This is a genomic window from Acidovorax sp. (assembly GCF_016783915.1).
GTDB lineage: Bacteria > Pseudomonadota > Gammaproteobacteria > Burkholderiales > Burkholderiaceae_C > Acidovorax.
This window is the reverse complement of the sequence record NZ_JADHVT010000023.1, coordinates 1-21,851: the sequence shown is the minus strand read 5'-3', so window position 1 is coordinate 21,851 and position 21,851 is coordinate 1. Positions and strand designations below refer to the sequence as shown.

At 60.6% G+C, this 21,851-nt stretch carries 19 protein-coding genes, 2 tRNA genes and 1 pseudogene; 10 read left to right on the top strand and 12 right to left on the bottom strand.

Annotation, left to right across the window (positions count from 1 at the left end):
• Positions 1 to 20: 20 nt before the first annotated feature.
• The 4 genes from ISS20_RS07105 to ISS20_RS07090 all read right to left on the bottom strand — a co-directional run bounded on the left by ISS20_RS07105 (position 21) and on the right by ISS20_RS07090 (position 4,177).
• Positions 21 to 2,300, bottom strand: a complete 2,280-nt coding sequence (locus ISS20_RS07105) for a bifunctional (p)ppGpp synthetase/guanosine-3',5'-bis(diphosphate) 3'-pyrophosphohydrolase (RefSeq protein WP_291435106.1) — start codon at positions 2,298 to 2,300, stop codon at positions 21 to 23.
• 97 nt (positions 2,301 to 2,397) lie between these two features.
• On the bottom strand, positions 2,398 to 2,601 hold the full coding sequence (gene rpoZ / locus ISS20_RS07100; protein WP_005794722.1) for a DNA-directed RNA polymerase subunit omega: 204 nt from the start codon (positions 2,599 to 2,601) through the stop codon (positions 2,398 to 2,400).
• Positions 2,602 to 2,617: 16 nt separating this feature from the next.
• Positions 2,618 to 3,238, bottom strand: a complete 621-nt coding sequence (gmk, locus tag ISS20_RS07095) for a guanylate kinase (protein ID WP_056060545.1) — start codon at positions 3,236 to 3,238, stop codon at positions 2,618 to 2,620.
• 36 nt (positions 3,239 to 3,274) lie between these two features.
• Entirely contained in the window at positions 3,275 to 4,177 is a 903-nt protein-coding gene (locus ISS20_RS07090) for a YicC/YloC family endoribonuclease (RefSeq protein ID WP_291435104.1), read from the bottom strand.
• Between the two features lie 90 nt (positions 4,178 to 4,267).
• On the opposite strand from ISS20_RS07090, the gene ISS20_RS07085 reads away from it, so the two are divergent.
• The 5 genes from ISS20_RS07085 (at position 4,268) to hemW (ending at position 9,039) form a co-directional block, all read left to right on the top strand.
• Positions 4,268 to 5,284 (top strand): serine/threonine-protein kinase, encoded by a 1,017-nt coding sequence (locus tag ISS20_RS07085; RefSeq protein WP_015012787.1) that lies wholly within the window; start codon positions 4,268 to 4,270, stop codon positions 5,282 to 5,284.
• An 82-nt stretch (positions 5,285 to 5,366) separates the two neighbouring features.
• Entirely contained in the window at positions 5,367 to 6,269 is a 903-nt protein-coding gene (locus ISS20_RS07080) for a PP2C family serine/threonine-protein phosphatase (protein WP_056747320.1), read from the top strand.
• A gap of 125 nt (positions 6,270 to 6,394) precedes the next feature.
• Positions 6,395 to 7,129, top strand: a complete 735-nt coding sequence (gene rph, locus ISS20_RS07075) for a ribonuclease PH (RefSeq protein WP_291435100.1) — start codon at positions 6,395 to 6,397, stop codon at positions 7,127 to 7,129.
• Between the two features lie 49 nt (positions 7,130 to 7,178).
• Positions 7,179 to 7,778 carry an RdgB/HAM1 family non-canonical purine NTP pyrophosphatase gene (rdgB, locus tag ISS20_RS07070; RefSeq protein ID WP_291435098.1) on the top strand — a complete coding sequence of 200 codons (600 nt, stop codon included), beginning with the start codon at positions 7,179 to 7,181 and terminating at the stop codon, positions 7,776 to 7,778.
• A gap of 13 nt (positions 7,779 to 7,791) precedes the next feature.
• On the top strand, positions 7,792 to 9,039 hold the full coding sequence (gene hemW / locus ISS20_RS07065; RefSeq protein ID WP_291435096.1) for a radical SAM family heme chaperone HemW: 1,248 nt from the start codon (positions 7,792 to 7,794) through the stop codon (positions 9,037 to 9,039).
• Positions 9,040 to 9,121: 82 nt separating this feature from the next.
• On the opposite strand, the gene ISS20_RS07060 is transcribed toward hemW, so the two are convergent.
• Positions 9,122 to 9,457 (bottom strand): I78 family peptidase inhibitor, encoded by a 336-nt coding sequence (locus tag ISS20_RS07060; protein WP_108497684.1) that lies wholly within the window; start codon positions 9,455 to 9,457, stop codon positions 9,122 to 9,124.
• Between the two features lie 337 nt (positions 9,458 to 9,794).
• Here ISS20_RS07060 and ISS20_RS07055 point away from each other — a divergent pair, with 337 nt between their 5' ends.
• A complete protein-coding gene (locus tag ISS20_RS07055) occupies positions 9,795 to 11,546 on the top strand; it encodes a diguanylate cyclase (protein WP_291435092.1) in 1,752 nt (583 codons plus the stop codon).
• A gap of 566 nt (positions 11,547 to 12,112) precedes the next feature.
• Here the strand turns inward: ISS20_RS07055 and ISS20_RS07050 are convergent.
• On the bottom strand, positions 12,113 to 12,712 hold the full coding sequence (locus ISS20_RS07050; RefSeq protein WP_291435090.1) for a hypothetical protein: 600 nt from the start codon (positions 12,710 to 12,712) through the stop codon (positions 12,113 to 12,115).
• Positions 12,713 to 13,211: 499 nt separating this feature from the next.
• On the opposite strand from ISS20_RS07050, the gene ISS20_RS07045 reads away from it, so the two are divergent.
• Positions 13,212 to 14,249, top strand: coding sequence for a dienelactone hydrolase family protein (locus ISS20_RS07045; RefSeq protein WP_291435089.1), 1,038 nt, complete (start codon positions 13,212 to 13,214; stop codon positions 14,247 to 14,249).
• A 65-nt stretch (positions 14,250 to 14,314) separates the two neighbouring features.
• Complete coding sequence (locus ISS20_RS07040; protein WP_291435087.1) at positions 14,315 to 15,421, top strand: serine hydrolase domain-containing protein; 1,107 nt, start codon at positions 14,315 to 14,317, stop codon at positions 15,419 to 15,421.
• A gap of 229 nt (positions 15,422 to 15,650) precedes the next feature.
• On the opposite strand, the gene ISS20_RS07035 is transcribed toward ISS20_RS07040, so the two are convergent.
• A tRNA-Ser gene (locus ISS20_RS07035) sits at positions 15,651 to 15,738 on the bottom strand.
• Between the two features lie 18 nt (positions 15,739 to 15,756).
• Positions 15,757 to 15,939: pseudogene (locus tag ISS20_RS07030) on the bottom strand (urease accessory protein UreG); the annotation flags it as partial.
• 50 nt (positions 15,940 to 15,989) lie between these two features.
• Here ISS20_RS07030 and ISS20_RS07025 point away from each other — a divergent pair.
• Both ISS20_RS07025 and ISS20_RS07020 read left to right on the top strand, forming a co-directional pair.
• Positions 15,990 to 16,955, top strand: coding sequence for a hypothetical protein (locus tag ISS20_RS07025; protein WP_291435085.1), 966 nt, complete (start codon positions 15,990 to 15,992; stop codon positions 16,953 to 16,955).
• Positions 16,956 to 16,994: 39 nt separating this feature from the next.
• Positions 16,995 to 17,891: a hypothetical protein gene (locus ISS20_RS07020; protein ID WP_291435083.1), complete on the top strand. Its 897-nt coding sequence runs from the start codon at positions 16,995 to 16,997 to the stop codon at positions 17,889 to 17,891.
• A gap of 63 nt (positions 17,892 to 17,954) precedes the next feature.
• Here ISS20_RS07020 and ISS20_RS07015 read toward each other — a convergent pair whose 3' ends face one another.
• The 4 genes from ISS20_RS07015 to ISS20_RS07000 all read right to left on the bottom strand — a co-directional run.
• Entirely contained in the window at positions 17,955 to 19,283 is a 1,329-nt protein-coding gene (locus tag ISS20_RS07015) for an AAA family ATPase (protein ID WP_291435082.1), read from the bottom strand.
• Between the two features lie 1,130 nt (positions 19,284 to 20,413).
• Positions 20,414 to 20,503: transfer RNA gene (locus tag ISS20_RS07010), tRNA-Ser, on the bottom strand.
• Positions 20,504 to 20,521: 18 nt separating this feature from the next.
• Positions 20,522 to 21,202: an urease accessory protein UreG gene (gene ureG / locus ISS20_RS07005; protein ID WP_291435081.1), complete on the bottom strand. Its 681-nt coding sequence runs from the start codon at positions 21,200 to 21,202 to the stop codon at positions 20,522 to 20,524.
• On the bottom strand, positions 21,199 to 21,851 hold a 653-nt coding region (locus tag ISS20_RS07000; RefSeq protein WP_291435080.1), incomplete at its 5' end, for an urease accessory UreF family protein. The genes ISS20_RS07000 and ureG, both read right to left, overlap by 4 nt.

Sequence of the window (21,851 nt, the reverse complement as noted above, 5' to 3'; positions counted from 1 at the left end):
TGTACTGCTGCGCCAGTGCGTCAGGGTTGTGGTGTGATTCTGGCCGCGCGCAGCACAGCCTGGGTGCGGCGCAGGTTGCGCAGTGCAAGCTCCAGGTGGGATTGGTCGCGTACTGCCACTATGAAGCGCAAGTCCGTGGTGTCCAAGGCCGCTTCATCATCCATATCCACATGGGTGATGTCGGCCTCTGAATTGGCAAGCTCTGCTGCTACCCGTGCCAGCACCCCTTTGCCGTTGTTTACGGTAACAACCACGCCCGTTTCGAACATGCGGGTGGGCTCATCCGACCAATCGACAGCGATGAACCGCTCGCTGTCTTTGTGTTGCAGACGCTTGGCGACACTGCAATGTGCGTTGTGCACCACCAGTCCCTCGCCACGGCCCAGATAACCGACGATGCTGTCGCCCGGCACTGGGCGACAGCAGGCGGCATACTGCACGGAAGCATTCTCGCTACCGTCCAGGGTCACAGCGCCTTGCGACAGGGTTTCGTGCGATGTGTAGCGCTCGCGGGTCATGAGCAGGGCATCCGGGCGGTGTCCATGCTCAGACATCAGCACCATGAGGCGCTTGGCTACGATGCTGGCAATGCGCTTGCCCAAACCCAGGTCTGTCATCAGCTCGCTGCGCGTGCGGTTGCCAGTAAACCGCAATAGTTTGTCCCACAGCGGTTGCGTCTCTGCGTTTACTGGAGGCAACTGCTCCAAGCCTTCGGCGCGAATGGCCTGGGTCAACAGCTTTTCTCCCAGCCCCTCAGATTCAGTATGAGCCAAGGTTTTGAGGTAGTGGCGGATCTTGGACCGTGCACGGCCCGTGCGCACAAAGCCAAGCCACGCGGGGTTGGGTGTGGAGATAGGGTCGGTGATGATCTCCACCACATCCCCATTCTTGAGTTCGGTGCGCAGCGGGATCTGCTCGTTGTTGATCTTGGCGGCCGTGGTGCGGTCGCCCACATTGCTGTGAATGGCGTAGGCAAAGTCCACCACGGTGGCGCCGCGAGGCAGTGCCATGATCTGGCTTTTGGGTGTGAAGACGTAGACGGCATCGGGAAACAGGTCCACCTTGACGTGGTCCCAGAACTCCGCCGCATCCCGCGTTTCGTTCTGTATGTCCAGCAAGGATTGCAGCCACTTGGTTCCGAGGCGCTCGGCTGCAGTGCCTTCCCCGTCCTGGGCCTTGTACAACCAGTGTGCCGCCACGCCCGCTTCGGCAATCACGTGCATCTCGTCGGTGCGCATCTGGAACTCAATGTTCACGCCCGAGGGCCCTACCAGGGTGGTGTGCAGAGACTGGTAGCCGTTGAGTTTGGCAATGGCAATGTGGTCCTTGAACTTGCCAGGTACCGGCTTGTACATCTGGTGCAGTACACCCAAGGCGGTATAGCAATCGGTCACTGTCGGCACGATGACTCGGAAGCCGTAGATGTCCGTCACCTGGGCAAAGCTCAGGTGCTTGAGGTCCATCTTCTGATAGATGGCATACAGCGTTTTCTCGCGGCCAGCCAGGCGCACCTTCATGCCGATCTTGGAGAAGGCCGCATCCACTTCGGTCTGCACTTTTTGAACCAGATCGCGTCGGCGGTTCCTGGATTTGTTGACGGCCTTCGCCAAGGTGGCGTAGCGCCAGGGGTGCAGGTGTCTGAAGGCCAGATCCTGCAGTTCACGATAGGTCTGGTTCAGGCCCAGGCGGTGGGCGATGGGGGCATAAATTTCCAGCGTCTCGGACGAGATGCGGCCCCATTTGCTACGCGGCATGTCTGACAGCGTGCGCATGTTGTGCGTGCGGTCGGCCAGCTTGATGAGGATGACGCGCACATCACGCGCCATGGCCAGCAGCATTTTGCGAAACGATTCAGCCTGGTTCTCTTCGCGGGTGTTGAACTGCAGCTTGTCCAGCTTGGTGAGGCCGTCTACCAGTTCGGCCACCGGGGCGCCAAACCGGTCGATCAGGTCGGCCTTGGTCACGCCGCAGTCTTCCATGGCGTCGTGTAGCAGCGCGGCCATTAGCGCCTGGGCATCGAGCTTCCACGCCGCGCACTGTGCGGCCACTGCAATAGGGTGGGTGATGTAGGGCTCACCGCTGTTGCGCAGTTGCCCCAGGTGGGCTTCGTCGGCAAAACGGTACGCCTGGCGCACCTGCTCGATGCTGACGGGGTCCAGGTAGTCCAGGCTGTCGGTCAGCGCCGCGAAGCTGGCCGCAGCCGCATTGGCGGCCGCAGCGGCTGCCGAGAAATTGCCTGCCGGAGATGGTTCACCCGGCCGGGGCTGCGTTGCAGAAGGTGAATTGAGCACCGCGTTCATGCCTTAAATGTAGCGCGGGACTGCGCCAGAGGACTTTCGGGCAAAAAAAAGCACCGCTGGCGCGGTGCTTTTGGGTGGGCATTGCCCCGCAGAACGTTCAACCGGGAACCTTCTTGAGCATCTCCAGGCCCACTTTGCCTTCGGCGATTTCACGCAGGGCGGTCACAGCAGGCTTGTTGCGGCTTTCGATGCGGGGGGCGTGCCCTTGGCTGAGCATGCGGGCACGGTACGTGGCGGCCAGTACGAGCTGGAAGCGGTTGGGGATCTTTTCCAGACAGTCTTCTACGGTGATGCGTGCCATCGGTTACTCCGGGGATTCAGGTGATATTGAGCGACTGGAAGGTGTCAGCACGGGCGCGGCGCTGGGCGGCGTACTTGAGTCGCTGGGCGTGAACTACGGCTTTCAGGTCGAAAAGCGCGCGCTCAAACAACTCGTTAATTATAACGAAGTCGAATTTGCTGACCTGGGCCATCTCGATGGCGGCATTTTTGAGGCGTACTTCGATGACATCCGCAGAGTCTTCGCCCCGCCGCTCCAGCCGCGATCGCAGTTCTTCCCAGCTGGGCGGGAGGATGAAAACCAGCACCGCATTGGCAAATGCCTGCTTGATCTGCAGTGCGCCCTGGAAGTCTATTTCCAGAATCACATCCGAGCCCTGTGCAATGCGTTCTTCGATGGCCTTCTTGGAGGTGCCGTAGCGGTTGCCGTGCACATGGGCCCATTCGACAAACGCGTTGCCTTGCACCATGGCGTCAAACTCGGACTCCGACGCGAAGAAGTACTCGCGGCCATGCTTTTCCTGGCCGCGGGGCGCACGGGTGGTGTGCGAGATGGAGGGGTGGACATGCGAGTCCAGCTCCAGCAAGGCCTTGACCAGGCTGGACTTGCCGGCCCCACTGGGGGCTGCCACAACGATGAGATTTCCTGGATAGTCCATGGTTGATGTGCGCCAGGCGCTATCAAAAAATGAGTGTTATTCGATATTTTGCACTTGCTCTCGCATCTGCTCGATCAGCACCTTCATGTCCACGCTGATGCGGGTGAGGTCGAGAGCGGCAGACTTGGAGCCCAGCGTGTTGGCTTCGCGGTGCAGCTCCTGGATCAGGAAATCCAGGCGTTTGCCCACTTCGCCACCCTTTTTGAGCAGGCGCTCGATTTCGTCCAGGTGCGAGTCCAGCCGCGTGATCTCTTCTGCCACGTCGATGCGGATGGCAAACGCCGTGGCCTCGGTCAAGGCGCGGTCACGCGCAGCTTCGGGCAGGGTGGCGCCATCGGTGAGGGCCATGGCCTCTTTCCAGCGTTCCATGAAGCGCAGGCGTTGCTGCTCTACCAGCAGCGGAACCATGGGTACGGCTTGTTCGGCCAAGGCCCGCAGCTGCTTGACACGGTCCAGCAGCATGGTCGCCAAGCGCTTCCCCTCGCGCTCGCGGGCTGCCAGCAAGGCGGTCAGCGCTTCCTCGGCCAGGGCGGGGATCGCGTCGCTCCAGTCCTCGGTGCCAGAGTGCGCGTTGGCGCACAGACGCAGCGCGTCAGCCACGGTGAGGGGGGCGGCTGCGGGCAGCCACGCCTTGATGGAGTCTTGCAACGAATTGAGACGCTGCAACAGCCGCGCGGGCGGGTCTTGCAGGCTGTTGCTATCGTCGGTATCTAGGGCGGCTCGCACTTCGACCTTGCCGCGTTTCAGGCGCGCTGTGAGCAGGCTGCGCAGCGTGGGCTCCATGGCGCGCAGCTCGTCAGGCAGGCGAAACGACAGGTCCAGAAAGCGGCTGTTGACGGATCGGATTTCCAGTCCCAGCCGGCGCGTCTGGGGGGCGCGGGCGTCGGTTTCAGCGCCAGTGGCAGATGCGCCATGCTGTGCGCTGGCGTATCCGGTCATGCTGTAAACTGGCATTGGACTTTTTGATGGTTGCTTGCGATCCGGCGATTATCCGGGTTCCGCCTTACCCCCGAATCATCTTCGCAAAATATGTCAAAAATCAAACCGGCCCCCTTGCCGCCCGATACCGCAATTGGCGGTTACCGTGTGGTGCGCCGGTTGTCCTCCGGTGGTTTTGGTGTGGTCTATCTGGCCCTCGACGCCGAAGGCCAGCAGGTGGCCATCAAGGAGTACCTTCCTTCGTCCCTGGCGACCCGCGCTCCTGGTGAGTTGCTTCCGAAGGTGCCGCCCGAAAAGCTCTCGCTGTACCGCCTGGGGCTCAAGAGCTTCTTTGAAGAGGGCCGCTCGCTGGCCCAGATCTCGCACGCCTCCGTGGTGAGCGTGCTCAATTTCTTCCGCGAGAACGAAACCGTTTACATGGTGATGAACTACCTGGAGGGCGCGACCCTGCAGGACTTCATCATCACCGCCCGCGACCTCAAGACACAGAAGGTGTTCCGCGAGTCCACCATCCGCTCGTTGTTCGACGAAGTGCTGCGCGGCCTGCGCATCGTGCACCAGCACAAGATGCTGCACCTGGACATCAAGCCCGCCAACATCTTCATCACCGACGACAACAAGGCCGTGATGATCGACTTCGGCGCGGCGCGCGAGGTGCTGAGCAAGGAAGGCAACTTCATCCGCCCCATGTACACCCCCGGCTTTGCTGCGCCCGAGATGTACCGGCGCGATTCGCAGATGGGGCCGTGGACCGACATTTATGCCATCGGCGCCTGCATTTACGCCTGCATGCAGGGCTTTCCGCCGAACGAGGCGCCGCAGCGCGTGGACAAGGACCGCCTGTCGCTCGCCCTGACCAAGTTGCGTGGCGTGTATTCCGACAACCTGATCGAGGTGGTGGAGTGGTGCATGGCGCTTGACCCGCTGTCCCGCCCCCAGTCGGTGTTTGCCTTGCAGAAAGAGCTCAGCCGCGAGGGTGAGCGCCGCTACACCAAGCTCACGGTGGCCGAGAAGATGCGGCTGCAATTGGACACTCTGGTGTCTGACACCAAGAAAAATGTGCAGAAGGTGGGTGAAGCCACCGGTATCGGAGCCAAGCCCAAATGAGCCAGACGCACGCGATGCGGGTTCGGGCGAGGTACATGTCCACGGATGGCGCCCGGGTGCATCCTTGTTTGCGTGAGTCCTTATGAAGTTCTCGGTATTCCAGATCAGCCGCCGTGGCGGCCGCGAGAAGAACGAAGACCGCATGGGCTATTGCTACACGCGCGAATCGGGCCTGTTTGTATTGGCCGACGGCATGGGTGGCCACCCTGAAGGTGAAGTGGCCGCGCAGATCGCGCTGCAGACCATCTCGGCGCTGTTCCAGCGCCAGGCCAAACCCCAGCTCAAGGATGTGCAGGAGTTTCTGTCCGGCGCGTTGCTCGCGGCACACCACCAGATCCTGCGCTACGCCACAGAGAAAGGCATGCTCGACACACCGCGCACCACCTTGGTCGCGGCGGTGTTGCAGGCCGGTACCGCCACCTGGATCCATTGCGGAGACTCGCGCCTGTACATGGTGCGCGATGGCGATCTGCTGACCCGTACGCGGGACCACTCGTACATGGAGCTGCGCAACACGCCGCCCCCTGGTCTGGACAAGATCAACCGCAACGTGCTGTTCACCTGCCTGGGTTCGCCCACCAAGCCCATTTACGACATCACCGGCCCTGTGTACCTGGAGCAGGGCGACCGCATTCTGTTGTGCTCAGACGGCCTGTGGGGCACGCTCAGCGACGAAGACATCGCCAAGCAGTTGGGCCGCAACACCGTGTCGCACGCTGTGCCCGAGCTGGTGGAAGATGCCCTTCGCAAAGCGGGGGACAGCAGTGACAACGTGACCGTGGTGGCTCTGGAGTGGGAGACGCCAGATGCGTTCGAGTCCACCCAGGGGGTGTCCACTGACAGCATCAGCGACGACGTGTTTGCGTCCACCATCCAGGCGGGCCCACTCGATGGGCTGGTGGATGACCTGGACGATGCGGCCATCGAGCGGTCGATCGCTGAAATCAACGAAGCCATCCGTCGCTCTGCTGCCCGCAAGGCCTGAACTGCTATCGGCGCTGTGGGTTGCATCCAGGCTCCCTCCATGCGAATGTATGGAACCAGGTTTTTTCGCCTTCCATCGCCCACCTCATGACGCAGGTGGGCGACCCGCTCCATACAGAGAATCACATGACCACCTTCATCCGCACCGGCAACCGCGCCGTCAACCAACTGCGCCCTGTGCGCATCACGCGCCACTACACCATGCACGCCGAAGGCTCGGTGCTGATCGAGTTTGGCAACACCAAGGTGCTCTGCACCGCCTCGGTGGAAGAGCGTGTGCCCCCGCACAAGCGCGGTAGCGGCGAGGGCTGGGTCACGGCGGAATACGGCATGCTGCCGCGCGCCACCCACACCCGCAGCGACCGCGAGGCCGCACGGGGTAAGCAGACCGGCCGCACGCAGGAGATCCAGCGCCTCATCGGCCGCAGCCTGCGCGCCGTGTTTGACCTCAAGCTGTTGGGCGAGCGCACCATACAGCTCGACTGCGACGTGATCCAGGCCGATGGTGGCACGCGCACGGCTGCCATCACCGGCGCCTGGGTCGCGGCCCAGGATGCGGTCAACCAGCTGCTGGCCAGCGGCAAGATCGCCCAGTCGCCCCTGCTGCAGCCCGTAGCAGCCATTTCGGTGGGCATCGTGCAGGGCACGCCGCTGCTGGACCTGGAATATGTGGAGGACGTGGATTGCGACACCGACATGAACGTCGTGATGACGGGCGCAGGCCACTATGTGGAGGTGCAGGGCACAGCCGAAGGCGTGGCCTTTACCCGCGCCGAGATGGACCAACTGCTGGGGCTGGCCGAACAGGGCATCGCCCAGCTGGTGCAGCTGCAGCAGCAAGCCCTGCAAAATACTCCTTAATTGATAGCTGCTTGCGCATATTTCACTAGCGCTTGCGGCCATTTTGACCATGAAAATTGTTTTGGCATCCAATAACCGCGGCAAACTGGCCGAGTTGCAGGCCATGTTTGCGCCCCTGGGCGTGGAGCTGGTGCGGCAGGCCGACCTGGGTGTGGGTGAGGCCGAGGAGCCTTTCCGCACCTTTGTCGAAAACGCCCTGGCCAAGGCACGGTTTGCATCCGAACACACGGGCCTGCCCGCATTGGCCGACGATGCCGGCATGTGTGTGGACGCTTTTGGCGGCCTGCCGGGCGTGGACACCGCGTATTACTGCACCCAGTTCGGCTACGAGAAAAGCGACGACAACAACGTGCGCGCCCTGCTGGAGCAACTGCAAGGTGTGGCCAACCGCCGCGCCGCCATGGTCAGCACCCTGGTCGCCGTGCGCAGCCCGCAAGACCCGGAGCCGCTGATTGCCGTGGGCCGCGTGGTGGGCGAGATCACCACCGAGCCCCGTGGCAGCAACGGCTTTGGCTTCGACCCCGTGATGTTCATCCCCGAGTTCGGCAAGACCTTTGCCGAGCTGCCCGTCGAGGTGAAAAACGCCCACAGCCACCGGGGCCGATCGGCCGCACAGATGCTGGCACTGATGCGCGAACGCTGGTTGTAGAAGGGCGCTGACCGTGGTTCATATTCCGATCACGCCACAGGCCGAGGCCGAACCTGCCGTGGTGCGCGACATCCAGCACTACATGCGCCCGGGCCTGTTGCAGCTGCCCAGCCTGCCGCCCCTGTCTCTGTACGTGCACCTGCCCTGGTGCCTCAAGAAATGCCCGTACTGCGACTTCAACTCGCACGAATTTCGCGCGGGTGGTTCCGGTGGCGAGGTGCCCGAGCAGCGCTACATCGATGCCCTGATGGCCGACCTGGAGGCCGCGCTGCCCTTGGTCTGGGGGCGGTCCGTGCACAGCATCTTCATTGGCGGCGGCACGCCCAGCCTGTTTTCGCCGGCAGCCATCGACCGGCTGATCGGCGACATCCGCGCCCGTCTGCGGCTGGAGCCAGATTGCGAGATCACGATGGAGGCCAACCCCGGTACGTTCGAGAAAGACCGTTTTCGCGCCTTCCGCGCGGCGGGTGTCACGCGCCTGTCGGTGGGGGTGCAGAGCTTTAACGACCAGCACCTGAAGGCCCTGGGCCGCGTGCATGACCGTGCCCAGGCGATGGCGGCGGTGGAGGAGGCCGCTGCGTCCTTCGACACCTTCAATCTCGACATCATGTACGCCCTGCCGGGCCAGACGCTGCCAGAGCTGGAGCAGGACCTGCGAACGGCGCTGGCCTTCAAGCCGCCGCACATCTCCATCTACCACCTCACCATCGAGCCCAATACCTACTTCGCCAAGTTCCCCCCGGCCATCCCCGAGGACGACCAGGCCTACGCGATGCTTGACCGGATCACGGAGATGACGGGGCAGGCGGGTATGGCGCGGTACGAGATTTCTGCGTATGCGCAGCCGGGCCACCAGTGTTTTCACAACACCAACTACTGGCAGTTTGGCGACTACCTGGGCATCGGCGCGGGTGCGCACAGCAAGCTGAGCTTTGCGCACCGCGTGGTGCGGCAGGTGCGCTTTCGGGACCCCGCGCGCTACATGGACAACGCCCTGGCAGGCCATGCCGTGGCGCAGGACGACGAGGTGCGCCGCGCCGATCTGCCGTTTGAGTACATGCTCAACGCCCTGCGCCTGCGCGAAGGCTTTGCGCTGCAGGACTTCATGGCCCGCACAGGCCTGCCGTTGACCGCCATCGCCAAGGGCCTGGAGGCTGCCGAGCGCAAGGGCCTGATCGAGCGCGACATGGCGCGTGTACGGCCTACCGAGCGGGGCTTCGACTTTCTGAGCGATCTGCAGGAGCTGTTCCTGGCGGACTGACGGAGGCCCCGTCAAAGCCGGTTTACGATCTCCCGGGGGATTGTTGGCAGGCCCCCAGACCAGTCAGCAGCCGGGGGCAAGCTCAGCCACACTTTGCCGCAAGGATGCGGCCATTGCCGTCTACCTCCAGGTTCAGCCGCTGGGTGTCGTATTCCTTGGTGATGATTTGCCCTGGGCGCAGGATGCGCGCCGTCTGCGCGCCCGAGCGCTGCCGTGCAGACTCCACGATCGATGCCGTGCTGTTTTGTCCCACTGCAAACTGCGCGGGCTGGGCATTGCACATGCCTCCAGGCGCCGCGCCTGTCGGTGCCGTGCTGGCGGGTGGTGCGGGTGTTTGTCCGTAACCCGCACACCCAGTCACAGCTGCTCCCAGGGCCAGGCAACAGGCGACGGCAAAAGGGGTGGTTTTTTTCATCATGCGGCTCGCTCCGGGGTACAAAACACCCACCATAACGGAACGCAGGCGAAACAGTGTGCCGGTCACGCTACGGATCAGTTTCCAGCCGTAACGATGACGGGGCCTGGCATCCGCGCTGGTCTCGGTTGACTCTTGACTTGCATCAAGATTTTGTGGTGCTGGCACAACATAAACCGCTGCCTTCAACTTGTCCGTGGCCCTCAGACGGTTTGCTGTAAGTACGGTTCCGCACAATGAAGCGACCGGTGCTGTGCGTCGGCGTTGGCAGACCCCTTGCCACCTGGGCCAGTGTGTTGCACGGGCTTGTGCTGACAGTGCCGTATCCAACCTCCTGACCATGCCTGACGCTTCTCGCCTCCGCCTCATCCGTGCCCTGGGTGACACCCTGGATGGTTTGGACGTGGCGCTGTGCGCGTTTGACGACAGCGACCGCACGGTGGCCTGGAACAGGACCTTCTTCAAGTTCTTCCCGGAGCACGAGGGGCATGTGTACGAGGGCGAGCCCTACGAAGCCAACCTGCGCCGCTTTTATAACCAGCGGCTCGATGCCCAGGAGCTGCCCAACATCGAGCGCTACATCACCGCCGGGGTCGAGCGCCACCGGGCGCAGACCCGCCCCTACAGCTTCGATCACCGGGGGCTGCGCGTGCACGTGTCGTCGTTGCCCATTGAAGGCGTGGGGCGGGTGCGCGTGTGGCGTGCCGAGGCGCTGCCGCTGCAGAGCGCGCAAGCCACGCTCGCTACGCCGGCCGAGGCCGACATCCATGAGCCCGGCTACCTGCGCAGTCCGCTGTTTGAAAGCGCCGAACTGTTTGACCGCATTCCCGATGGGCTGATGATCTGCGCCGAAGATCAGCGCATCCAATGGGTCAACCAGCCCTTTATGCAGATGTATAGCCTGTCGGACCGTACGGCTGCCGCGGGTAAAGCGTTCGACGAGGTGTACCGCCACGCCTGGTCCGTCGAAGGTCAGGGAGATATGGCGCCTTTTTACAACGGCCTGTCGATCTTGCAGGAGCACATGCGTTTTGCGGGGGCGCCGTTTGAGGTGCCCTTGCCCCGCAGCCGCTGGAGCCGCGTCATCGCCAAACAGGGCAGCGACGGCACGGTGTTCTATGCCCATGTGGACATCACCGAACTCAAGCGCCAGCAGCGCTTGCTGGCCCAGGCGGAACGCAGCGCCCGCGACAGCGAGGCGCAATTGCGCGAGAAATCCATCTTGCTCGAAGCCACGCTGGAAAACATGGACCAGGGCGTGGCCAAGATCAGTGCCGCCGGTGTCGTCGAGCTGTGCAACCGCCGTGCACTGGAGCTGCTGGAGCTGCCCGCCGAGCTGATGGCGTCCAAACCCACACTGATGAATGTGCTGGCCTACCTGCGCGCTCGCGGTGAGTTCAAGGGTGCCTCCCAAGACATCCAGGACATGCTGCTGCACAGCAACGGTGGAGTCGATCAGCTGCAGGTGTACGACCGCCCCCGGCCCGACGGACGCATCCTGGAGGTCCAGACCGTACCCATCAAAGGCGGGGGAGCGCTGCGCACCTTTACCGACGTCACCCAGCGCAAGCAGGCCGAGCAGCAGATCCGCCACGTCGCAGAGCACGACGGCCTGACGGGCTTGGTGAACCGCACGGCCTTTTTGCAAGCGTTACAGTCCGCTGCCACCGATGTGCACCGCCTGGGCCGTGGCTTTGCCGTGTTGTATGTGGACCTGGATGGTTTCAAACCCATCAACGACCGCTACGGCCACGCGGTGGGCGACCAGTTGCTGGTATGGGTGGCGCGGCAACTGACGCAGGCTGCGCGCGAGGACGACGTGGTGGCGCGGCTGGGCGGTGATGAGTTTGCGTTATTGCAACGTGGGGTGTCCGACCGCGAAAGCGCCTACCGCCTGGCCGATCGCCTGGTGCAGGCGCTGGGGCAGCCCACCGAGATCGAGGCGCACGCCCTGCAAATCGGCGCGTCCGTCGGTATCGTCCTGTCGCCCGGCGACGGAACCGAGGCCGAAGAACTCCTGCGCAAGGCCGATTCCGCGATGTACCTGGCCAAGGCCACGGGGCGGGGCTGCGCAAGGATTTACGGAACGTGAACGTTGGGCTGCCCGGGCGCTTAACCCACGATCCCTTTCTGCTGCTGATCGACGGAGCTTGGAGGAATCGGTTCTGTCCTACATGCCCACATTGGTCACCGTCCTAACATTGACCTGTCGATCCCCTCGACATCCCTCCCGCTTGCATCGTGCAAGTGTTAAGCCCGCAACCTGCGGGCTTTTTTTTGTCCGCCCTTCGGCATCACCACGGGGGTGAAAAAAGCGACTGCGTCGTAGGTCTTTTGCCGGGCGGCAAAGCCCCGGAGCCCATCTGTTGGCACCATTGCGGAATGGGTGATGTCGTCATCACCCAGCCATCCCAGCGCGCTACATCACAAGAATGATTCAGTACAAACCCGGCACGCAATTTCTCTACAAAGGCAGAACGGTGAGCGTGGACTACGTCATCATCAAACGCACCGGTCTGTGGATTCGGTTGGCGCACAGCGAAGAGGTATGCCGCCCTGAAGATTTGACCCCCATCGCACCGCAGGGAGCGGGACTGACGAGGTGAAAGAAAGGCCACACGCAGAGCACAGGCCCGGCGTGGCACCCCACCGGGAGGTCTACTTGAGCTGCTGGGACAACCACAACAGCCCCCAAACGATCGCCACCAGCTGAACCAGGTTGACGAAGAGCGCCGCAGAATGCACGCGGCGAAAGTGGTGAATCGCTCCGTCGCTACTCGCCTCGATCTGTGCACCGAGCTGCTGCATGGCTTGCAACAAGTGCTTGCGCAGCAGCGAGACGATGCAGGCATTGACCGCCACGCCGATGGCAATGGGGTACCTGCCCCAAAGCGCATAACTGACAAACGCCCCCAGTGACGCCCAGAACGCGGCGCGGTAGTACACGTTGAAAAACCCCCGAACGAACCGCGCGTCCAGTGGGGTGTCGTGTTTCAGCGTAAGAAGCGGCAGACCGCCCATCAAGAAGTAGGCGGTGGTGACCAGCAGGGCCACCGTGAAAAAGAACGATGCGTAGAGGGCCGAGGACAACATCTTTCTCTCCTCGACATGGCTAGTCACTTCAGGCCGCAGGCCCACACCCAATTTCTCCATCCTGCCGATGGATGCGGCAAGGTTCAGCCAAACACAGTCTAGGGGGCAGACGTTTTCTCGTAAATCGGGCGAGAGGTAGCTGGCCTCATCATGCAGTGCGCCCAAGACATCAAAGACCTAATGGTCAAGCTCACGCGGTACATGGCATACGTGAGGTTGTATACCCATCTACGATGGTCCGGGTACTCGCATTCGCAAGACCGAGAGTGCAAAGATCGCCGATTGCACCCCACAGTCACTCCACTTACATCTGCTCTGGCGTCACCGCTTGGAGCTGTACAGAGGGATTCCCCGATAGAGGGCTTTGCAGCCGCCTCTGCATACAAGCGCGGCTTTCAAGTCGGTACAGACGACACTGCAGCAAACTTCCTATTGCTCAACAAGTGCAACTACCGCTACGTTTTTTGGCCCTGTGACAGCGAGAATAGAAGCAAGGGAGCGTCGATCGAGTAGAGCGGCGAGCGCATTGACGAGCTGCGCTGTCATCGTGAGGCCATGTCTCACCTTGACCCGGTGCATGTTAACAAGATGCACCTGAGCCCAGACATCCGGGGGATCTCGCGGCCCTGTGCCGACAAACGTCTACGAAAGAACGAAGTCAAAAATGACAACAAGTGTTTGGTTTAGATCGTCCATCGCGGCGGCCTTAGCAGCAGGTTTCACAAGCGCAATCGCCGCGCCGCTATCAGACCTCAGTGCTGGTCAAACCGGCCGCATTGAGTTCACATCCTCCACCCCGGACCACCGCTGGGCACTGATCCGTGGCCGGTTGGGTACTGAAGTCACGGTCTACGGCGATCTGTTGATGCCAACTCAAGCGAGCAGCGGAAAGGTACCAGCAGTGGTGTTCTCGCATGGCAGTGAGGGCGTGAGTAGCCTGTACTTCGATGTGTGGGCCAAAGCGTTGAACAACGCAGGGTATGCCGTGTTCGTGGTGGACAGCTTCAAACCTCGTGGCGAGGACCGAGTGACCGGCCCCACAAAGCAATTGACTTGGAACACGGTGGCCAACACCACTGATGCCCTATATGCGCTCAAGCTGCTGGCAACCCATCCCCAGATCGACAGCAGCCGTATCTTCCACATGGGTTGGTCACGTGGCGGGCAGGCTTTGCTGGATGCGGCATGGCCGACCTACCAGCAGCATGTGATTCCCGCCAACTTGAAATGGGCCGGCAGCGTGGCGATCTACCCCGGCTGCAACATGCGTTACCGGGTGGATCACCACAGCAAGTTACCCGCACCAATATTTATGGTGCTGGGTGAGAAGGATGACATGACCTTGCCCAAGCCGTGCATGGAATTGGCAGATGAGTACGCCGCAGCAGGTAATCCGGTGAGCTACAAGATTTATCCGGGTGCCACGCACGTCTTTGACCGGCTCAACCAGCCATGGAGGAAGTACAACGAGGGCAACTTCAATCTCTGTTCCATGGACGTGCGAATGCCCTATGGCACGAATGACCGCAGCTGGGGGCCAGCTCAAGACAAGTATTCAGGAAAGACCTTTACGGACAACGCCGAATGGAACGCCTACGTACCAAAGTGCAGGCAGACGTCCTGGGTCACGGTGGAAAGTAACGAGAAGGCCCGAGAGCGGGCCGTAAAAGACGTTCTGGCGTTTCTGAAAGGCATCCAATGAAGCGCGCCGCCCAGCTTTCCCTGTGTCTGTTGACTGGTGCTGCGTTGGCCTTCTGCGCAAGCGTAATGGCTCAGATCACTCCAGTGGCCGATGGCGGTGCAGCCGCGCCGGATGAATGGCTGCTGGCCAAGACTGGCCCGCGCTGGTTCCAGATCACGCAGCCCAGCCCCAACCCGAGCACGCTCAATACCCGCGCACCATCGGCCGGAGAAAAGGCCCTCGTGGATCGTGCGCGTGCCCTGGTCGGCCAAAGGCCCGCCAAAGCCTTTGCGCTGATGGATGGCAACACCGTTGTGTACTCTGCATTCAACGCCCCGGCCGATTCCGAATCCTTGTTCTTCGGTATGTCCATGGGCAAGACGGTCACGGCCATCGCAACCGGGCAAGCCATCTGCGCAGGCAAACTCACGCTGCAGTCCAAGGCCGGAGACGTGCTGCCGGAACTTCAGGGCAAGGCACTGGGCAATGCCACGGTGCATGATCTGCTGCGCATGGCATCGGGGGCGGCAGAGCAAAACGGCGACAGCACGATCTGGACGCCAGAGCAGACCAAGGACTGGAACCAGGGCCTACTGAACCTCGCAGAATTGATTGCGACGGATCGCATTGCCAAGGCTGCGCGTGGTGCGTTCTCTGAATACAAGCCCGGAGAAGTGTTCGCGTACAAGTCCACGGACCCCATGACGCTCGGCCTCATGGTCAGCCGCGCAACCGGCATGCCGCTGAGCCAGTGGATTCAAGAACAGGTGCTCAACCCCATGGGCGCAGCGCATCCGGGGCTGTACTCGCAAGACCGTGCCAAGAATGGGCTGGGGGACTCCGGCATGCGGCTGCGCATGGAAGACTGGATGCGGTTCGCCGTATGGGTGAAGGAGTCGTCCAAGAAATCAGACTGCTTCGGTGACTTTGTGAAGGCGGCGATGACCAAGCAGATCAGCAACGACCGCAATCCTGCGGCCCGCAAACATGGCCGGATGTTCGGTGGCTATGGCTACCTGATCTGGACGGAAAACACGACGGCACCGGGCACGGCATGGGCCACTGGATGGGGTGGTCAGCGCATTGGCTGGAACTACCGCAACGACCGGATGTTGGTGGTGTTCTCCAGCAGAGAGGCATGGATGCCGGAGGTGTATGAGCTTGCGCGCGATTGGGGAGAAGCGCAGCGCTGATCTGTTGGTCGAAAATCCGTTCGATGCCGAAGAATTCATCGTACGAAGGCAGACTTTAGATTGGCAGGACTGATGAGTTCCAGAGTCGCTGTTTTGGCGTTGGAATAGTTCAAATACCCCGCGCCAGAACGGCTGTGGCGTAGCTAGTTCAAACACCAACCAACCGGCAGAAATGATGGCCGGGAAAAAACAAATAAGCGCCCCGAGAGGCGCTTATTTGCTTACTAACTGGCGGAGACTGTGAGATTCGAACTCACGGACGGTTGCCCGTCGGCAGTTTTCAAGACTGCTGGTTTAAACCACTCACCCAAGTCTCCTGTGTGAAGGCGCGAATTCTAGCCGACTGCGGGTGCTGATTTTTTCAGCATGCCCCGGGTCTCGATGAACTTGACCACATCGGCCACGCCGGCAAGGGTTTTGAGGTTGGTCATCACAAAGGGCTTGAGGCCCTGGGCGTTGGTGCGCATGCGGGTGGTGTCCGCGTGCATTACATCCAGGTTGGCGCCCACGTGGGGGGCGGCACGCGGGGGCCGAGAGATGGGTAAGCTGATGGGTAGGAGGGCCGCACATGACATATACGCTGCGTGTCTCGGCAAAGACACCACACGCATCGAGCATTACCGGGATCGATACCCCCGTTGAGGTGGAGCTAGGAGGTAGGCGCGCAACGTTCGTGTTGCAGCATCGAAATCTGATCGTACGGATTGCAGACTTTGCGACTGAGTCTGAAGCCGAAGCATTTTTGCCGCGTCTTCGTGCCGGACTGTGGAACATAGCCCTAGTCCGCAACGTACCGTTCATCTTGGAGCATGGCCGGGGAGATATCACCTATGCCGATGATCCGATGCAGGCGGGCAAAAATCTGGCCAGGAGTTTCGGCTTGGCTGACGATAGTCCCGTCCATGGACTGGGCAATTCCGGCGGATACACGGTTTTTAGGACGGACCAGAACATCAAGTTTTTTGCAGGAGGAGATGCTTCTGGTTATGTTTCATCGCCTTTCGACGTACTAGCTCCGCTGTTCGTGGAGGCAGTTTCGACTTGCGAGGACGGGGCAATCAGCGAGACAAAGACTGCGACAGCGATTTCACTGTACTTAGGGCAATTTCTGGAAACATCCATGCGGGCGCGGTTACTGACATTGATGATGGTGTTGGAAGTTCTCGCGCCAGACCTCCCGAAGCACGAATCCGCTGTAGCCATGCTGGAGAAGATGACATCTGATATTGATACGCGACTTCGTGAGGATATCAATGAGGAGGAGCGTTTCGCGCTGGAGTCACTGCAGAGAGAGTTCGACTTCCGTAAGGAGACTTCCATACGCAGGCGCATACGCGAACTGGTCACGAACGGCGCAGGATTGGCACATGCTGATCGCAATCAGCTAGCTCGTGAAGTTGTGCGTGCCTATGACCTAAGGGGGAGAATTGTGCACACCGGTGTTGCTAGCGACGACGATGTTTACGCAGCCCACGACACCATTTTCCATACGGCGAAGGCCCTTCTCCGGGGCAGACTGGGGCTACAACAATGACCATCTTGTAATCTTGAGATTGGTCCTTTCACGCTGTCTATGGACATAAAGTATTCCACGCTTCTACACACAGCATTCGATGCATATCTGATCCGATGGGACGCGGGCGACATGGGGCCACCGGAGCGCTATCTGCCTTACGATTTTGAGCAGATTGACCATCATCAATGGTCTCTGTTGGGGGCTGAGATGGTGAGAGATGAGCTCCGAGAACTCACGAATCTACTCAATCACTGGCTCGGGGCGCTGCGTCGCTGGCGGGCCTGGAATTCCATCATCGCAGGCTACGAACAAGATGATGCATGGGAACTACGCCGAGAATTTCTTGACGCGCTTGCGCATCAGTGCCTGTGTCTTCCGAGCGCTATTCGCGACACGTTCACCTTCGTTGCTACGAACTCGATGCATCAAGTGCGTCTTGCACAGGATGCGAGCTATCCAGATCACATCGACGGCGACCCTACGACGCATGACGAGAAGCCACGCCACCTGACTAGGAAGCAAAAGGAGCAGCGTTTGCTAAAGCTCCTGGCTCCCTGGCCAGCAGCCAAGGACTTTGTCGCCTTGATTTGTTCGCTAGACGCTCAAGACTACAGATCCGCCACCTCGGACTATCGCAATCGCACGAGTCATGCAATTGGACCACGTCTGGGAATTGGGATGACTAGGGCGGTGGTTAGATCTGTGAGACCTGCGGCAGAACACAGGAAACAGGCGGACGGAACCTATGCCATGGTGCGTATTCCGGGGCGAATGTCTGTGGGGTATGGCTGGGGCGGCACCCTGCCGCTCGATATGGAGGAGGCGTGCACTGTAAATCTGGAGCAGTTCCGCCGCGCCCGCGCTTGCTACGAGTGTTATCGAAGTTTGCTATCGGATGGCATTCAAGGAATACCGCCAGCGCCACAAATTCCGCAGACGCCACAGGCCACCTAGCGCCCCTACCACGTTAGCTGCCCTCAGTTGCCGGCTAATCAAAGAGCTAACGACTTGACCTCTTCATTCTTGTGATTTCTTTCTCACATACTTCATCCCGAGGCCCGCTTTGTATAGTTGTCGTGCCCGCAACTCGCCTGGGTACCCTGCCCGTGCCTCGAACATCCCCATTTTTTGCATGCTAGTCAGGGAACGCCGGACGGCATCTGCTGAAATAGTTGCTCGCTCCGCTAGTGGCTCGATGATTCCCTCGATAGAGAACGGAGTCTGAAGTCCATCAAATGCGGCAAGCAGTCTGTCTACGGCTGCTTTGTTTGCATCGATGTCAGACTCAATGTTGAGGAAGCCCTCGATGAATCGTGCGCTCCGGCTACGCTCGTCTTTTGCAGTCTTCTTGGGGTCAAGCGAAAAGCTGACGAAAGCCCCTGGGGATTCTGGATCATGAGCCAACAAGGTATCGAGCAATCGTGAGTCTAGGATATGCCGTGCCATACCGTCGGGACGGACAAAGATCACTGCCGGCCCGGGCCATGCGTCCATGATGGGAAGAACGGAGGGGGCGAGCCCAGTTCGATGGTCAAACAGAACTACGTCATAAGTCAGTGAGCCACTATCAATTTCTGTCTCTATCTGCTTCCTGAGATTCGTTACTGCCAATTGCAGCACTGACGCATCTAGCGAGGCATTTAGCAGAAACGCCGCAAAATCCATGTCGAATCGGGCTGCAGCTGGCCGCGCTGACACAAGGTCAACATGCCCTGTGATTGATGCGCCAACATAGGTGCGCGAAAGAGGGTTGAACGTGGTACCTGGCGTCGCCAACCCCATTAATGTCGCGTCCACGTCCGTAGCCACAACATCAAGCATTGCGTCCAAGGAGGGCGCCTCAAGATCAGCATCCACGGTGAGTATGCGGTAGCCCGCATCGGCCAGCACCTTGGCTAGGGCCAGCAAGACAGTTGATCGCCCTTGGCCTCCCTTGTATCCATAAAAATGAACGGCTTTTACATTGCGCCGGCTGGTTGACGTCTCGATGGCGTCATTTGGCTGATTTATCAGAATGGCTGGCGGGCCTATAGCCGTTTCGCTGCGCGGGGTGAAAGCGCTCAACCAGCTAGTCCCAGCTTCTCTCGAACTCAGAAAGCCGAACTGCTCCTGGCGTTCTTTTTCCGAGAGCACTACCAACTCGATCATCGGACTCGCGACGACCGATGCGACGTCATCCGCCGACATGCCAACGGTATTGCAAAACGCGACGAATCGGGCATCAGTTGTCATGCCCTGAAACGAATTGTCGACACACAGGACATACAGCGTCGGGTGTGCATATTCAACCTCGACCTTGATGCCGCCTTTGCGCGAAATAGATTGAATAAATTCAGATATTGTCATGGCCGGATCAGAGTGATTTCTGGAACTTCGTTGCGAGGTAGGACCTAGTGCTGCCCACAACGGCGGATAAATTTTTCATCTGTTCAGGAGTCGTCGCCGGGGCTGGCCAGCCGTCGGTGACGTGCCTTGTATAGCGAATGTAGGGATAGGACTCCGCAGGGGCGGATCGGGCTGCGTCTCCGCCTCCGCACCAATTGCCCGCGCCTAACGCCCCCGGAGTACGCATGAAACCCGTGCACGACGACTCTCCAGCGAGCCGCGAGTGAAAGTAGCAATGCTGCATTTCGTGCGCTTTGCTCCAATGCATCCAGTGGGGCAGGAGGTGAGCTGGAAGAAGCATTAAAGACCAAGACAGGAGTACTCCTAGCTACAACGGTATCTCCATCGTCGCGGCCTACCCAGTTCCAATAGCGATCCAGCTCAAATACGAAATATCCGCCAGATGGGTCATGCACATGAAGACTAGGAGGGGTGTAGGTATTACCAAAGCCTCTGTTGCCCCTGAAATCCATGCTCCATACCTTTGACGGAATCGCATAGTGCACCTGACTCAATTGAAAGGTCGCACTCTCCACGGAGGAAAGCTTGTGGCATGAGGCTCCCTGTAGATTTCGCCGAATTGTCAAGCGACCGACGTGATCGATTTCCAGAGTGGTGCCTCCCACGCGTCGCCCGAACTGTGTGGACGACGAGCGGATAAGAATGTCGCTTGCCTCGAAGTGGAACCCTGGTGTCTCATCATTCACAAGAGAAAAACCACTGCCGCATAGGTCGTTGTCGAACGGCAGTCCGAAGGCCTGGGCTTCCATTCGGCCATCGTCGGCAGGCTGCTTTGGCAACCAAACTCTGATGTCACAGAGGGGGCCACGTTGGCCCTGTTTCACTAAATAGGCGTCGAGCTTGAAATCCGGACGATCATCCATTCGCACCTCAAAGTGGAGATAGGTAGCGCCATCTTCGTCTGCATCAGGCCGCAGTCAAGCAGCGCAGCAAAGTTATCGAGTAGGAAGGAGCCACTAAGCCGTGTCTGTTAACTAGTGCGATGGTGACCTACGCACCACCCACGGCGATAGGTAAGCTTATGGGTAGAAATGCAAAACGGGCCGCTCGGGCCCGTCTGTCATGCATCCTGGAAAGGGACTGTGAGATTCGAACTCACGGACGGTTGCCCGTCGGCAGTTTTCAAGACTGCTGGTTTAAACCACTCACCCAAGTCTCCGGGAGGGAAGGCGCGAATTCTAGCCGACTGCGGGTGCTGTTTTTTTCAGCATGCCCCGGGTCTCGATGAACTTGACCACATCGGCCACGCCGGCCAGGGTTTTGAGATTGGTCATCACAAACGGCTTGAGGCCCTGGGCGTTGGTGCGCATGCGGGTGGTGTCGGCGTGCATCACATCCAGGTTGGCGCCTACGTGGGGGGCCAGGTCGGTCTTGTTGATGATGAACAGGTCGCTTTTGGTGATGCCAGGGCCGCCCTTGCGGGGGATTTTTTCGCCAGCGGCCACATCGATGACGTAGATGGTGAGGTCGCTCAGCTCGGGGCTGAAGGTGGCGGCCAGGTTGTCGCCGCCGCTTTCCACAAACACGATGTCGGCGTTGGGGAACTCGCCCAGCATGCGGTCGATGGCTTCGAGGTTGATGGAGCAGTCCTCGCGGATGGCGGTGTGGGGGCAGCCGCCGGTTTCCACGCCCAGGATGCGCTCGGCGGGCAGCGCGCCGCTCACGGTGAGCAGGCGCTGGTCTTCCTTGGTGTAGATGTCGTTGGTGATGGCGATGAGGTCGTAGTCATCGCGCATGGTCTTGCACAGCATTTCCAGCAGCGTGGTCTTGCCGGAGCCGACGGGGCCACCGATGCCCACGCGAAGGGGCGGCAGATTCTTGGTGCGGTTCGGGACGTGGTGCAGGTTGCTGGTGGTCATGATCGGAAGAGGCGGGAGTATTGGGTTTCGTGCTGGGCTGACAGGATGGCGAGCATGGGCGAAAAGGCCTGGCGCTCGCTGTCCATCAACCCGATGGCATGGTCGGCTGCGGCTGGGATGGCATCGGCCAGCCGGGCCAGGATGCGCTGGCCGGCGCTTTGGCCCAGCTGCATGGATTTGAGGGCGGCCTGCACCATGTTCTCCGCCCAGCCAAAAGCGTAGGCCAGCAGGACATCGCGCACGGGCGCCTGGGTGGTGGATGCGGCCAGTGCGAATGCCACAGGGTAGGTGGGGGGTAATGCGGCCAGGTGGCGCACGGCGGGCATCAGGGTCTCGTCGCCCTGGTTCTGATTGCGCAGCCAGTCGGCCATCGATCGGCCCATTTGCTCGGTCTGCAGGCGCAGTTCGCTCGTTTCTCGGGTGTGCAGCACCCAGTCGTTGAGTTCGCGCACATGCGCCCAGTCGGCGCGCCGCCACGCACCCACAGCCTTGGCGACGAGGGCCATGTCGCCCCGGGCCTGGGTGATGTGGAGCTGGTCCTGCAGCCAGTCACCCACGGCGGTTTCGCTGGCGAGGCCCACATTTTCAATGGCGCTTTCCAGCCCCTCGGAATACGAAAACCCGCCCACCGGCAGTGCAGGGGAGGCCA